The organism is Streptomyces yangpuensis (assembly GCF_001005295.1).
GTDB classification, from domain to species: domain Bacteria; phylum Actinomycetota; class Actinomycetes; order Streptomycetales; family Streptomycetaceae; genus Streptomyces; species Streptomyces yangpuensis.
In genome coordinates this window covers 359,948-373,411 of record NZ_LBMK01000004.1, presented here as the reverse complement: position 1 = coordinate 373,411, position 13,464 = coordinate 359,948, and the positions used below count along the sequence as shown (strand labels likewise).

The window sequence follows — 13,464 nt, the reverse complement described above, 5'->3', positions numbered from 1 at the left end:
GGGAGGGACCGAGGCCCAGGCCTCCCGGGGTGCGCCTGCGCCCGTGGTGAAACCGCCGCCGACGGCGGCGGTGCGGATGGTCTCGGCGCCCGTGCGCATCGCGGACGCCGCGACGGTGCGGCTGCTGCGGCCCGGGGACCGGGTCGACGTGGTGGCGGCGGAGCGCACACAGCCGCCCAGGGTGCTGGCCGCCGGGGCCCGGGTCGCCGAAGTCCCCGCTCCGGAAAAGGGTGCTGGGGACGGTGGGGCGCTCATCGTCCTGTCGGTGCCGCGGGACACCGCGCGGACCCTGGTGGGCGCGGGCGCGACGGCCCGACTGGCGGTGGCGCTGTGCTGACTCGCACGCACGATCAGCCGATTCACCGTAAAGGGATGCCCGATTGGACACACCTCTGCCGGACTGCCGTAGCTTTCGGAACCGTTGGCTCCGTGTTTGGCTTCCGTGTAGAAGGGCTCAGCGATGAGCGAGAAGAAGAAGGAAAGCGTGCTGGCGGGCTTCAAGGCCTTCCTGATGCGCGGCAACGTCGTCGACCTGGCGGTGGCCGTGGTGATCGGCGCCGCGTTCACGAACATCGTGAACTCGGTGGTCAAGGGGATCATCGGCCCGGTCGTGGGCGCGGTGGGCACGAAGAGCCTCGACGGCTACAAGTCCTGCCTGAAGGCCCCTTGCGCGATCGGCCCCGACGGCCAGCCGACCGGTGTCGAGATCCTCTGGGGATCGGTGCTGAACGCCACGCTGACCTTCGTGATCACCGCGGCGGTCGTGTACTTCCTGATGGTGCTGCCGATGGCGAAGTACCTGGCGCGGCAGGAGGACCGCCGCAAGGCCCGCGAGGGGGTCCAGGAGATCGTCGAGATCACCGAGCTGGAGGTCCTCAAGGAGATCCGCGACACGCTGGTCGCGCAGCGTGTGGGCGGTGGTGGCGGCGGCGTCGGCGGTCAGGGGGGTTCGCGCGACGGCTTCTGACCGCACCGGCCGGCCCGGCCGGTCAGATGTGGTGCGGTGGCTTCTCGTCGAGGAAGCGGGCCAGGTCGGCCGCGCTTCCGCCGGCGGGCGGCCGTTCGCCCCAGCCGCGGTCCGTGTCGTCCGACGACTGCTGGTCCAGCGGGTCGTCGAAGACGATCCGCGGCTTCGGCCGGGGCTGCCGGTCCTCGGCGGCGGGTCGCTGGGGCTGCGGGTCGGAGGCGGGGGCGCTGCTCATACCTCCAGGGTACGGCCGCCCCCGGTGGCGGCCCGGCTCAGCCGGGCGCCCCGGCCCCTGTGCGGGCGGGAGATGCGGGCATGAGCATGCGGATGGACGTGATCATCGGTCCTTCGGGTCGAGGAGCCACAGCCCGAGCACCACGAGGAAGGACAGGACCAGGAAGCCCGCTCCCCACCAGGCCGTCCCCGTGTTGCCCTCCATCCACTCGTTGACCGTGACGGTCAGCGCCCAGAGCTGTCCGGCCACGACGGTCAGGGCGAGCGTCAGACGGGCGTTCAGCTTCGAGGAGCGCTCCGGCTCCTGCTCGGTGCCGGCGCCCGGGCCGGGGCCCGTGTGCCGGATCCGCGGGTCTCCGTAGCCGCTGGTGGGGCGGATCTGCGGATAGTGTTCCCGCAGGGGCAGCTGCCCAGCCGCGGCAGGGCGCTGCCCGGGAGGTAGTCCGGGCGCGGGAGGATCCGGTCGTCGCTCATGTCCGTTTCCTCTCGGTCGACTTCAGCCCGTTATGCCACCTTTGCTCTTGGGCCGACGATGTCGGCCCGCGTCACACCGCCATCAGGCCCCGCGCCTCGAAGACCGCCCTGGCCGCCGCCGTCTGCTCCGCCGTGGGCGACGGGGTGTCGTGGAGGGTGAAGTCCATGCCGAGCGCCTGCCATTTGGCCTCGCCCAGCTTGTGGAAGGGCAGGACGTCGACCCGCGAGACGTTGCCGAGGGATCCGGCGAAGGCGGCGACGCCCTCGACGTTCTCGCGGGCGTCGGTCAGCCCCGGCACCAGCACGAAGCGCAGGTGCACCTCCTTGCCCAGGTCCGCAAGGCGCCGCGCGAAGTCGAGGGTCGGCGCCAGCGGCCGCCCGGTGACCTTCCGGTACGTCTCCCGGTCCCAGGACTTCACGTCCAGCAGCACCAGGTCGACGTCGCGCAGCAGCGCGTCGGTGGCCCGTGCGCCGAGGAAGCCCGAGGTGTCCAGGGCGGTGTGCAGGCCCAGTTCGTGCTTCATCCGGTGCAGCAGCTCGCCCGCGAAGACGGGCTGGAGCAGGGGCTCGCCGCCGGAGACGGTGGCCCCGCCGCCGGCCGCCGCGATGAACCTGCGGCACTTGGCGGCTTCGGCGATCACGTCGTCGGCCGAGGTGCGCCGGCCTGCGCGCATCCGCCAGGTGTCGGGGTTGTGGCAGTACAGGCAGGTCAGCGGGCAGCCGGAGAGGAAGGTGACGAAGCGGGTGCCCGGCCCGTCCACACCGGTGGACAGGTCCCAGGAGTGCACGGAGCCCTCGCTGGGCCGCCGGGTCACGGCGGCCGCCGGGGTCGCGGCGCGGGTGACGGCACGGGCAGCCGCGCCGGTGGCGGTGCCGGAGCCGGGGAGGGCGGTCATGGCGGGCGCCCCCTCTAGAGCGAGCCGTGGAAGGTGCGGCCCAGCACGTCGAGCTGCTGGTTCCGGGTCAGCCGGACGAAGTTCACCGCGTAGCCGCTGACACGGATGGTCAGCTGCGGGTACTTCTCGGGGTGCTCCATGGCGTCGAGGAGCGTGTCGCGGTTCAGCACGTTCACGTTCATGTGGAAGCCGTCACTGGCCATGTAGCCGTCGAGGACGCCCGCGAGGTTCCCGATCCGCTCCTGCGGGGTGCGGCCGAGGCCCTCGGGGGTGACGGTGCTGGTCAGGGAGATGCCGTCCTCGGCGTCCTCGTACGGCAGCTTCGCGACCGACAGGGCGGAGGCGACGTAGCCGTGGGTGTCGCGGCCGTTCATCGGGTTGGCGCCCGGGGAGAAGGGCTCACCGGCGCGGCGGCCGTCGGGGGTGTTGCCGGTCTTCTCGCCGTAGACGACGTTGGAGGTGATGGTCAGCACGGACTGGGTGTGCTCGGCGCCGCGGTAGGTCTCGTGCCCGCGCACCTTCTTCATGAACTCCTCGACGAGCCGGACCGCGATGCCGTCGGCGCGGTCGTCGTTGTTGCCGTACGCCGGGTACTCGCCCTCCACCCGGTAGTCGACGGCCAGCCCGGTCGCGTCCCGCACGACCGTGACCCTGGCGTGCTTGATCGCGGACAGCGAGTCGGCGGTGACCGACAGTCCGGCGATGCCGCAGGCCATGGTGCGGCGCACGTCGCGGTCGTGCAGCGCCATCTCGATGCGTTCGTAGGCGTACCGGTCGTGCATGTAGTGGATGACGTTCAGGGCGTGGACGTAGGTCGCGGCGAGCCATTCCATCTGCGCGTCGAACTTGGCCATGACCTCGTCGTAATCCAGCACCTCGGAGGTGATGGCGCCGGTCTCGGGGCCGACCTGGGCGCCGGACTTCTCGTCGCGGCCGCCGTTGATCGCGTAGAGGAGGGTCTTGGCGAGGTTCACGCGGGCGCCGAAGAACTGCATCTGCTTGCCGACCGGCATCGCCGAGACGCAGCAGGCGATGGCCGTGTCGTCCCCGAACCGGGGGCGCATCAGCTCGTCGGACTCGTACTGGACCGAGGAGGTGTCGATCGACACACGGGCGCAGAACTCCTTGAAGCCCTGCGGCAGCCGGGGCGACCAGAAGACGGTCATGTTCGGCTCGGGGGCCGGGCCGAGGTTGTAGAGGGTCTGGAGGTAGCGGAAGGAGGTCCTGGTGACCAGCGGCCGGCCGTCCTCGCCGATGCCGCCGATGGACTCGGTGACCCAGGTCGGGTCGCCCGAGAACAGCTGGTCGTACTCCGGGGTGCGCAGGAAGCGCACGATGCGGAGCTTGATGACGAAGTCGTCGACGAGCTCCTGGGCCTGTTCCTCGGTGAGGACACCGGCCTCGATGTCGCGCTGGAGGTAGATGTCGAGGAAGGTGGAGGTGCGGCCGAGCGACATGGCGGCGCCGTTCTGCTCCTTCACCGCGGCCAGGTAGGCGAAGTACAGCCACTGCACGGCCTCGCGGCCCGTGGCGGCCGGGCCGGAGACGTCGTGCCCGTAGGAGGCCGCCATCGCCTTGAGTTCGGCGAGCGCGCGGATCTGTTCGGCGAGCTCCTCGCGCAGCCGGATGGTCTCCTCCAGCGAACGGCGGCCCGCCGGGAGGGCGTTGAGCTCCTCCTTCTCCTCCTTCTTGAAGGCGATGAGCCGGTCGACGCCGTAGAGGGCCACGCGGCGGTAGTCGCCGATGATGCGGCCGCGGCCGTAGGCGTCGGGCAGGCCGGTCACGACACCGGCCTTGCGGGCGGCGCGGATCTCGGGAGTGTAGGCGTCGAAGACACCGGCGTTGTGGGTCTTGCGGTACTGGGTGAAGATCTTCTCCAGTTCCTCGGAGACCGGGTGGCCGTACGTCTCCAGGGCGCCGGCGACCATCCGCCAGCCGCCGTACGGCATGATCGCGCGCTTGAGCGGGGCGTCGGTCTGGAGGCCGACGATCAGCTCCTTGTCGCGGTCGATCCAGCCGGGGGCGTGCGCGGTGATCGTCGACGGGATGTCGTGGGCGATGTCCAGCACGCCCTTGCGGCGCTCCTCCGGGAACCTGTCCGTGATCGCCTTCCACACGGCGGTGGTGCGCTCGGTGGGGCCGGCGAGGAAGGCGTCGTCGCCCTCGTAGGGGGTGTAGTTCTGCTGGATGAAGTCGCGCACGTCGACGGCTTCGCGCCACAGGCCGCCCTTGAAGCCTTGCCAGGCCGCACCGCTCGTCGTGGTCTGCGCAGGGGTGGCAGTCATCGTCCGCACCTTCCCATCAGCTTGGTCGCGTGCCTCCATTCCACGCCTTCTGACCGATCGTCGGCTGCCGCGTTGGTCCCGAGCTGCGGACCGAAGGTCCTGCGGTTTCCGGCACCCGGACCACCCGAACCGGCCTGACCTGCCGTCACGCCCCGGCGTCGGTGTCGGGGACGCCCGAGGTCGTTTCCGCCTTCACCTGGAGGACGTCGCGGGCCTGCTCCGCCGCGCGGGCGAGGCTTTCGGCGACGAAGTCGAGGAAGCGGGCGACGTTCTCCAGGCGGACGGCGGCCGGGGTGCCCGGGCCGAGGACGCCGGCGCCCTGCCGGGCGATGTCGACCTGCTGATTGAGGGCGCGGACGCTGGCGACCATCGACTGGTACCAGAGGTTCTCGTCGATGACGTAGCGCTCGCGGCGCCCCTCGTCGCGCTCCCGGCGGACGAGGGCCTGCCCCTCCAGGAAGGCGATCGACTTGGAGATGGACGCCGGGCTGACCTGGAGGCGCTCGACGAGTTCGGCGGCGGTCATGCTGCCGGAATCGGCGGTGAGGAGACAGACCATCACCCGCGCGGTCATCTTGTTGGACAGCCCCGACTGCATCATCACGGCGGTGAACCGCTCCTCGTACTCGGCCACCGCCTCCGGGTCGCGGCCGTGCGGCAGGGCGGACGGACCCGCACCCCGGGCCGCGGCGGGCCTGCGCCGTCGGGCGCGCCGCTCGGTGGCGCGGTGGGCCGTTTCCGCCCGGTACCCGGCGGGGCCGCCGTTGCGCATGACCTCGCGGGTGACCGTCGAGGTCGGACGGTCCAGGCGCCTGGCGATCTCGGCGTAGGCGAGGCCGTCGGCCACCCCCAGGGCGATCTGCTGGCGTTCCTGCTGAGTGAGCCTGCCTCCCGGCATCGCTGTCTCCTTCTGTGGTCCGTGGAGACTCCAGCATAGCGTTCATCCTCACTCCATTGCAACGGAACCTCGCCTTCTATTGCTTTAACCCTGGAGCCGTTGCAACGATTTCCACGCACTGACCTGCAATGACAACACTTCTACGCAACGAAATAGTTGCCGCAGCCTCGAACGCAACGTAGCTTTTCATTCATCGGAAACAGCGGGCCGCAAGGGCGCCGCCGCCGACGACGAAGGAGAAGCACCATGCAGCAGTTCGCCACCACCGCCCCGATCGCCGCCGTCCTGGACATCCCCGCCGGCCGCGTCCGCTTCATCGCCGCCGACCGCGCCGACACCACCGTCGAGATCCTCCCGGCCGACACCTCCAAGGGCCGCGACGTGAAGGCCGCGGAGCAGATCACGGTCGAGTACGCCGACGGCGTCCTGCGGATCACCGCCGCCGAGCCGAAGACCCGGATCCTCGGCACCCCCGGCTCCGTCGAGGTGACCGTCCAGCTCCCCGCCGGTTCCCGCGTCGAGGCCAGGACCGCGAGCGCCGAGATCCGGGGCGTCGGACGGCTCGGCGACGTCACCCTCGAGAGCGCGCACGGCGAGGTCAAGCTCGACGAGACCGCGAGCGCACGCCTGGCCCTCCAGGCCGGTGACATCACCGTCGGCCGCCTCGGCGGACCCGCGCAGATCAGCACCCAGAAGGGCGACCTGCGCATCAATGAGGCCGTGCACGGCTCGGTCGTCCTGCACACCCAGGCCGGTGACATCACCGTCGGCGCCGCCCGCGGTGCCGCCGCCACCCTCGACGCCGGCACCTCCTACGGCCGCGTCCGCAACGCCCTCAAGAACGACGGCACCGGCGCCGGCCTCGCCATCCACGCCACCACCGCCTACGGCGACATCACCGCCCGCAGCCTCTGAACCCCGGCCCCTGCCCCGGCCCCAGCCCCCGGCCCCCAACCCCTGCCCCGCAGCCCCCGAAGGAGCTCTCCCCATGACCGAACCGGCCATCGCAGCACGCGGGCTGCGCAAGTCCTACGGCGACAAGAAGGTCCTCGACGGCATCGACCTGGCCGTACCGGCCGGCACGGTCTTCTCCCTGCTCGGCCCGAACGGCGCCGGCAAGACCACCGCCGTCAAGATCCTCTCCACCCTCGTCACCGCCGACGCCGGCGAACTGCGCGTGGCCGGCCACGACCTGGCCGCCGACCCGCAGGCGGTCCGCGCCGCGATCGGCGTCACCGGCCAGTTCTCCGCCGTCGACGGCCTGATCACCGGCGAGGAGAACATGCTCCTCATGGCGGACCTGCACCACCTGTCCCGGAAGGAAGGACGCCGGGTCACCGGCGAACTCCTGGAACGCTTCGACCTGGTGGAGGCCGCGAAGAAGCCCGCCGCCACCTACTCCGGCGGCATGAAGCGCCGCCTCGACATCGCCATGACCCTGGTCGGCGGCCCGCGCGTCATCTTCCTCGACGAGCCCACCACCGGCCTCGACCCCCGCAGCCGTCACAACATGTGGCAGATCATCCGCGAGCTCGTCACCGGCGGCGTCACCGTCTTCCTCACCACCCAGTACCTGGAGGAGGCCGACCAGCTCGCCGACCGCATCGCCGTGCTCGACGGCGGGCGGATCGCCGCCGAGGGGACCGCCGAAGAACTCAAGCGGCTCGTCCCCGGCGGACACGTCAGGCTCCGCTTCACCGACCCGGCCGCCTACCGGGCCGCCGCCCTCGCCCTGCCCGGGGCCACCCGCGACGACGAGAGCCTCTCCCTGCAGGTCCCCAGCGACGGCAGCCAGCGCGACCTGCGCTCCGTACTGGACCGGCTGGACTCCGCCGGCATCGAGGCCGACGAGCTGACCGTCCACACCCCCGACCTCGACGACGTCTTCTTCGCCCTGACCGGCAGCGCCGCCGCCATCCCCGCCCAGCCCAAGGAGAACGTCCGATGAGCTCGCTCACCCTCGCTGCCCGCGACTGCTCCACGATGCTGCGCCGCAACCTCCTGCACGCCCGGCGCTACCCGTCCCTGACGCTGAACCTGCTGCTCACCCCGGTGATGCTGCTGCTCCTGTTCGTCTACATCTTCGGCGACGTGATGAGCGCGGGCATGGGCGGCGCCGACCGCTCCGACTACATCGCGTACGTCGTCCCGGGCGTCCTGCTGATGACCATCGGCTCCACCGTGATCGGGGCGGCGGTGTCCGTCGCCACCGACATGTCCGAGGGGATCATCGCCCGCTTCCGGACGATGGCGATCCACCGGAGCTCGGTCCTCATCGGGCACGTGGTCGGCAGCGTCCTGCAGTCGGTCGCCAGCGTCGTCCTCGTCGGCGCCGTCGCCGTCGCCATCGGCTTCCGCTCCAAGGACGCCACCGCCCTGGAATGGCTTGCCGCCTTCGGCCTCCTCGCCCTGTTCGCCCTCGCCCTCACCTGGATCGCCGTCGGCATGGGCATGGCCAGCCCCAACGCCGAGGCCGCCAGCAACAGCGCGATGCCGCTGATCCTGCTGCCACTCATCTCCAGCGCCTTCACCCCGATCGAGGCGATGCCGGGCTGGTTCCGGCCGATCGCCGAGTACCAGCCCTTCACCCCCGCCATCGAGACCCTCCGGGGCCTCCTCCTCGGCACCGAGATCGGCAACAACGGGTGGCTGGCCCTCGCCTGGTGCCTGGGCCTCGCGGTACTCGGCCACCGCTGGTCCGCCTCGAAGTTCCGCCAGGACCCGAAGTAACCCGAAGCCGCCACCCAGCAGCCCCGAAGCAGCCCGTGACCCGCCGCACCAGGGGCGGCGTACTCCGACACCGTCGGCGTACGCCGCCCCTTCCGCATGCCGGGACCGGACACTGCCGGCCGGGGGCCTCGGCTCCGGGGCGGGCTTGGCACCACCAGGCCCCTGCTTCAGGGCGGCCGTGTACTGCGGGGGTGCCCTCCGTCTCCCGACGCCCCGGGCCCGCCGGCCGGTCCAGGCCCTGTCGTCGAAGTCCCGCCTGGCCCGCGGCGCCCGGCACCGGCGTCCGCCCGGGGCACAGCGGCCGCCCGGACAGCGCGCCCGACCCGCCGGAAGCCGGTTCCTCTGTTCTTCTGGCCGGTATGGCCTACACCCCGATGACCGCCCGCAGCCGCGAGGAGCACCACCGCACCTCGACGCCACTGGAGCTGTTCTTCGACCTCTGTTTCGTCGTCGCGATCGCGCAGGCCGGCGCCCGGCTGGTGCACGCGCTCGCGGAGGGCCATCCCGGCACCGGGGTGATCGGCTACTTCTTCGTCTTCTTCGGCGTGTGGTGGGCCTGGATGAACTTCACCTGGTTCGCCTCCGCCTACGACTGCGACGACGTGCCGTACCGGATCGCGACGCTCGTCCAGATCGCCGGTGTGCTCGTCTACGCGGCCGGGGTGGGCGCGGCCTTCGACGAGAACGACTGGACCGTCGCCGTCATCGGCTACATCATCATGCGCGTCGCGCTGACGGCGCAGTGGCTGCGGGCCGCCGCCGGGGAGAGCGGCCCGGCCGGCACAGCGGCAGTGACGTACGCGGCCGGGCTGGTGATCTGCCAGATCGGCTGGGTGGGCCTGCTGTTCGCGCCGGACGAAGCCAAGCGCTGGCTGTTCCTGGTCCTCGTCGCGGCCGAGCTGCTGGTTCCGGTGATCGCCGAGCGCGGCCACCAGACGCCGTGGCACGCGCACCACATCGTGGAGCGCTACGGCCTGTTCACCATCATCGTGCTGGGCGAGACGATCGCCGCGAGCACGGTGGCGGTGAAGTCGGCGCTCGACGAGCACGAGGCCCTCGACCTGCTGCTCCCCATCGCCGCGGGCGGGCTTCTGATCGTGTTCGCCGCGTGGTGGATCTACTTCGCCGTACCGATGCACGAGCACCTGAACTCCAACCGGGATGCCATTCCGTGGGGTTACGGCCACCTGCTGGTCTTCGCGTCCGGTGCGGCGATCGGTGCGGGCATCGAGGTCGCGGTCGAGCACGCGGTCGGCAAGGCGCACATCTCCCAGGTCGCGGCGAACGCCTCGGTCATGGTCCCGGCCGCGGCCTTCCTGTTCATGGTGTGGCTGCTGCACTCGCGCCACTTCAAGCGCGGCCTCGCCCAGCAGCTGGTGCTGCCGGTCGCCGCCCTGGTCACCCTCGCCTGCACCTGGACGGGCGCCTACGCCGTCCTCTACGCCGGACTCGTCGCCGTGGTCACGGTCACCGTCGGCATGATCCTGGCCGGGCGGCCGGGCGCCCCGGTCCGGCCGGGCGTCCCGGCCCGGTAGCGGCGGGGCCGGCCGGACCGTCACCCCCGCGCCCCCGCCGCCGTTCTCCAGCGCAGAACGAGCAGCACCCACCGCCCGACTGGAGGCACGGCCATGACACTCCCGGCACAACGCCACGGCACCGATCCCGGCAGGGAGTTGGCCGAGCCGGGCTTCTGGCAGCAGCCGCCCGCGCACCGGCTCGCCGCCTTCGCCCGCCTCCGCGCTGTCGAGGGCCCCGTGTTCGTGCCCGAGGGGGCCGGGCACTGGGCCCTCGTCCGCCACGCCCATGTGCAGGAGGCCAGCCGGCTGCCCAAGGTCTTCGCGAGCGCCCCCGGGGTGACCACCCCCGAGCCGGCCCGCTGGGTCCGCGCCCTGTTCGGCGACTCGATGGTCAACCTCGACGGCCCGGACCACGCCCAGCTCCGCAAGATCGTCCAGCGGGCCTTCACCCCGCGTCTGCTGGCGGCGGCCGAGGCCGACATCCATGCCGTGGCCGCGCGCATCGTGGACGACGTCCTGGCCGACCGGCCCGATGAGTTCGTCTCGGCGGTGGCCTCACGGCTGCCGCTGGAGGTCATCTGCAACATGATGGGCATCCCGGAGCGGTTCCGTGCCGAGATCGCCGACCGGGTCAACCACGCCTCCGAGAACATCGGCGTGGAGCGCGGCCTGGCCTCCCGGCTGCGGATGCCCGGCCGCGGGCTGCGCGCGCTGGCCCGGATGCAGCGGATGGTGGCGGGCATCGGCCGGGAGCGGCGCAGGAACCCCACCGACGACCTGATCTCGGCGCTGGTCTGCGCGAACGTCGACGGACAGGCCCTCGGGGCCCGCCAACTCGGCGCCTTCTTCTCGCTGTTGATGGTGGCCGGGGTGGAGACCACCCGCAACGCCATCACCCACGGGCTGACCCTGCTGACCGACCACCCCGACCAGCGGGACCTGCTGCTGTCGGACTTCGAGACGTACGCGGACGGCGCGGTGGACGAGATGATCCGGCACTCGACGCCGATCATCCAGTTCCGCCGGACGGTGGTCGCCGAGCACACCCTGGGCGGCCGCGTCCTGCAGCCGGGCGACAAGGTGGTCCTGTACTACGCCTCCGCCAACCGCGACGAGTCGGTCTTCCCCGACCCCGACGCCTTCGTCATCACGCGCTCGCCCAATCCGCACCTGGGCTTCGGCGGCGGCGGCCCGCACTTCTGTCTGGGCGCGCACCTGGCCCGGGTCGAGATGAAGGCGCTCTTCCGCGAGCTGCTGACCCGGCCGGTCGGGCTGCGCGCGGTGGGCCTGCCGGACCTGGCGGGCTCGAACTTCGACAACCGGGTCCGCTCGCTCAAATTCGCCTTCGAACGGCCCTGATCCGCCGGACACCCTGGGGCGGGGACCGGCCACCGGGCAGGCTGGGAGCCCGGCGGCCGGAGCGGGTGGGGCGCGCGGCGGACGCCCGGCGGGCGGCTACTTCTGCAGGCGCCGCACGGAGAGGACGCAGTGGGCGCTGCCCGTGAGGACCTCCTCGTCGCCCGCGAAGGCCTGGAGGGTCTTGGCGTCGACCGGGCGCCCCGGGACCGCCTCGGGCCAGGCGCGCGTGGCGAAGAGGAAGTAGGCCTGGCCGCTCTCGTCGGCCGCGGCGACCCACTCGTCGGGGGCGGTGCACTGCGCGTTCATCCCGGGCAGGGTGAGCGCGATCTGGTTGCCTTCCAGCAGGATCTGCACCGGGAAGCCGGCCGGGTTGCGGGTGCCGTCCATGACGACGTCGCCGATGGGCAGGCCGATCTCCTCCAGCAGCCCGCGTGCCGCCGCCTCACCGGCCTCCCGGCCCCCCGGGCCGTCGCCCAGGGTGTAGGCGAGGAGGTACGGGATGTCGTGCGCCTCGGAGGGGTCGCCGATCCAGGCGAGCACCGAAAGGGTGCCGAGCTGGGACCGGTCGATTTCGGCTTGTGTAGAAGTCATGCGCCGCACCCTAGTGGTCCCGCGCCCGGGCCTTTCACGGCCTTTCACCCGGGCGGGCTAGACGGCCCAGAATCCCTCTCCGGTATTCGCCCTGATGTTCGTGTCCTGGTATTCGAGTCGCTCAATGCGAGCGTTTTCCGGGATTTCGAACACCACCCATCCCTCTGCCCGCTCACCGACCGCGAGGGAATCGAAGACGATCGGTTTGCCGGTCGTCAGCTCACCGGTGGGAACCACCGGGTGGCGCTGCCCCGCGCCGTCGTGCGCCCACATGCGTCCGAGCGCCCCGTACGAGGCACCGCCCACGTTGACGAACGACATCGAGGCGGCCACCCAGCGCTTGCCGGCCGCCGGCGCGTAGTTCTTGTCCGTGCTGACCGCGGGGTCCACATAGGCGCCGAGCACGACCTCCAGGTGGCGCCCCACCTGCGAGCCGTGCACCCGTACGGCGTCGCCCACATGGGCATCCTTCGCGCCCGGCCGCACGGGACCGCCCTCACCCCCCGGAGCCCCGTCGTCCACCGGGACGGCCGGCGCCGCGGCGGGGGCGAGGGCGGCTCCCCCGGGAGCGCTCTGGCAGGCGGTGGCGCCGAGCAGCAGGAGCGGGAGCAGGGCGAGGCCGGGGAGGACGGGGAGAGCGGGCTGGCGCATGCGGGATCCCTTCGGGGACGTGGTGCGGCCAGTCTCACGCGCCCGGGCAGGCAATTGCACACAACGACACGAGGGTGCGGAGCAAGTGCGTACGGCCACCTGCCAGCACAATGCGTTCCGGCGGAATCCCGCCGTCCGCACCCCTTGGAGGAAGAATGCGCATCTCCGCCCGCCGAATGGCCCTGGCGGCCTTCTCCGCACTGGCCGCCACCACGCTGTTCGGCGCTCCGGCCGGCGCCACCGTTTTCAGTCAAGGTATTTCCGTACATCACGAGGCGTACGTCGCGGCGGACGGCACCGTCACCCTTTCCGGGTCCTACCACTGCGAGCAGGCGTCACCCGCGGGGGCGATGCAGATCAGGGCGACCGTCGTCCAGGAGGACGGCCACCGGCTGAGCGTCGGCGCGGAGCAGCCCGTCTGCGACGGCACGGAGCGCCGGTGGGTGGCCACCGCCCCGGGCCGCTGGGTGAAGGTGCGCCCGGGCCGCGCGGTGGTCACCGCCGAGCTGCAGGAGGTCCGTCTCTCGGGCCTGATGCCGAAGTCGGTCGCCACGGTCGCCGAGGACACGAAGGACGTCGAGGTCCGCAGGCACTGAAGCCGTGCGCGGCCGTGGCGCCCTCCCGGTAGCCGCCGCTACCGGGACCGGCACTCGGGTGCGACGCCCGTCATCGACATGAAGGCCACCGTCTGGCACCCGGGGTCGGCGTGCGGTCGCCCTGTCGTCCAGTCCACGACCGTGGGCACTCCGGCGGCGGCCAGCAGGAGCGCGGCGAGGATGCCGGTCACGGCACCCCTGCTCAGCCTGCGCACAGCGCGTTCCGTTCCATGGTCGGCATCATCACCCCGGCTCGCGCCGCCCAC

The 13,464-nt window shown here is 71.9% G+C and carries 15 protein-coding genes and 1 pseudogene; 8 read left to right on the top strand and 8 right to left on the bottom strand.

All coding sequences use genetic code 11. The features are described 5' to 3' along the window. The coding region (locus AAT21_RS39280) for a hypothetical protein (RefSeq protein ID WP_235439118.1) at positions 1 to 337 on the top strand (337 nt) is incomplete at its 5' end. Between the two features lie 123 nt (positions 338 to 460). After that, positions 461 to 967 (top strand): large conductance mechanosensitive channel protein MscL, encoded by a 507-nt coding sequence (mscL, locus tag AAT21_RS23140; RefSeq protein WP_046778850.1) that lies wholly within the window; start codon positions 461 to 463, stop codon positions 965 to 967. A 22-nt stretch (positions 968 to 989) separates the two neighbouring features. Here mscL and AAT21_RS23135 read toward each other — a convergent pair whose 3' ends face one another. From AAT21_RS23135 to AAT21_RS23115, 5 genes and pseudogenes are all read right to left on the bottom strand, one after another. Further along, a complete protein-coding gene (locus tag AAT21_RS23135) occupies positions 990 to 1,202 on the bottom strand; it encodes a hypothetical protein (protein ID WP_046778849.1) in 213 nt (70 codons plus the stop codon). Between the two features lie 102 nt (positions 1,203 to 1,304). After that, positions 1,305 to 1,676 (bottom strand): annotated as a pseudogene (locus AAT21_RS23130) (hypothetical protein); the annotation flags it as partial. Between the two features lie 70 nt (positions 1,677 to 1,746). Then, positions 1,747 to 2,571 (bottom strand): pyruvate formate-lyase-activating protein, encoded by an 825-nt coding sequence (gene pflA, locus AAT21_RS23125; RefSeq protein ID WP_046778848.1) that lies wholly within the window; start codon positions 2,569 to 2,571, stop codon positions 1,747 to 1,749. A gap of 14 nt (positions 2,572 to 2,585) precedes the next feature. Further along, on the bottom strand, positions 2,586 to 4,856 hold the full coding sequence (gene pflB, locus AAT21_RS23120) for a formate C-acetyltransferase (RefSeq protein WP_046778847.1): 2,271 nt from the start codon (positions 4,854 to 4,856) through the stop codon (positions 2,586 to 2,588). Positions 4,857 to 5,001: 145 nt separating this feature from the next. Continuing rightward, the gene (locus AAT21_RS23115; protein ID WP_046778846.1) at positions 5,002 to 5,754 is read right to left on the bottom strand and encodes a helix-turn-helix domain-containing protein; all 753 of its coding nucleotides are present in this window, start codon (positions 5,752 to 5,754) and stop codon (positions 5,002 to 5,004) included. Positions 5,755 to 6,000: 246 nt separating this feature from the next. Here AAT21_RS23115 and AAT21_RS38405 point away from each other — a divergent pair, with 246 nt between their 5' ends. The 5 genes from AAT21_RS38405 (at position 6,001) to AAT21_RS23090 (ending at position 11,360) form a co-directional block, all read left to right on the top strand. Then, positions 6,001 to 6,669 (top strand): DUF4097 family beta strand repeat-containing protein, encoded by a 669-nt coding sequence (locus AAT21_RS38405; RefSeq protein ID WP_046778845.1) that lies wholly within the window; start codon positions 6,001 to 6,003, stop codon positions 6,667 to 6,669. Between the two features lie 73 nt (positions 6,670 to 6,742). After that, positions 6,743 to 7,702 (top strand): ATP-binding cassette domain-containing protein, encoded by a 960-nt coding sequence (locus tag AAT21_RS23105; RefSeq protein WP_046778844.1) that lies wholly within the window; start codon positions 6,743 to 6,745, stop codon positions 7,700 to 7,702. Then, on the top strand, positions 7,699 to 8,484 hold the full coding sequence (locus AAT21_RS23100; RefSeq protein ID WP_046778843.1) for an ABC transporter permease: 786 nt from the start codon (positions 7,699 to 7,701) through the stop codon (positions 8,482 to 8,484). Before AAT21_RS23105 ends, AAT21_RS23100 begins: the two co-directional genes overlap by 4 nt. A 359-nt stretch (positions 8,485 to 8,843) precedes the next feature. Further along, entirely contained in the window at positions 8,844 to 10,019 is a 1,176-nt protein-coding gene (locus tag AAT21_RS23095; RefSeq protein ID WP_046778842.1) for a low temperature requirement protein A, read from the top strand. Positions 10,020 to 10,112: 93 nt separating this feature from the next. Further along, positions 10,113 to 11,360: a cytochrome P450 gene (locus tag AAT21_RS23090; RefSeq protein ID WP_046778841.1), complete on the top strand. Its 1,248-nt coding sequence runs from the start codon at positions 10,113 to 10,115 to the stop codon at positions 11,358 to 11,360. A 96-nt stretch (positions 11,361 to 11,456) separates the two neighbouring features. On the opposite strand, the gene AAT21_RS23085 is transcribed toward AAT21_RS23090, so the two are convergent. Continuing rightward, positions 11,457 to 11,951 carry a DUF5949 family protein gene (locus AAT21_RS23085; RefSeq protein WP_030852554.1) on the bottom strand — a complete coding sequence of 165 codons (495 nt, stop codon included), beginning with the start codon at positions 11,949 to 11,951 and terminating at the stop codon, positions 11,457 to 11,459. Between the two features lie 57 nt (positions 11,952 to 12,008). Continuing rightward, positions 12,009 to 12,602, bottom strand: a complete 594-nt coding sequence (locus tag AAT21_RS23080) for a DUF4352 domain-containing protein (protein ID WP_046778840.1) — start codon at positions 12,600 to 12,602, stop codon at positions 12,009 to 12,011. A 155-nt stretch (positions 12,603 to 12,757) separates the two neighbouring features. Here AAT21_RS23080 and AAT21_RS23075 point away from each other — a divergent pair, with 155 nt between their 5' ends. Beyond that, positions 12,758 to 13,198 carry a DUF6299 family protein gene (locus tag AAT21_RS23075; RefSeq protein ID WP_046778839.1) on the top strand — a complete coding sequence of 147 codons (441 nt, stop codon included), beginning with the start codon at positions 12,758 to 12,760 and terminating at the stop codon, positions 13,196 to 13,198. A 38-nt stretch (positions 13,199 to 13,236) separates the two neighbouring features. Here AAT21_RS23075 and AAT21_RS38195 read toward each other — a convergent pair whose 3' ends face one another. Further along, complete coding sequence (locus AAT21_RS38195) at positions 13,237 to 13,389, bottom strand: hypothetical protein (protein ID WP_167350611.1); 153 nt, start codon at positions 13,387 to 13,389, stop codon at positions 13,237 to 13,239. Positions 13,390 to 13,464 lie beyond the last annotated feature (75 nt).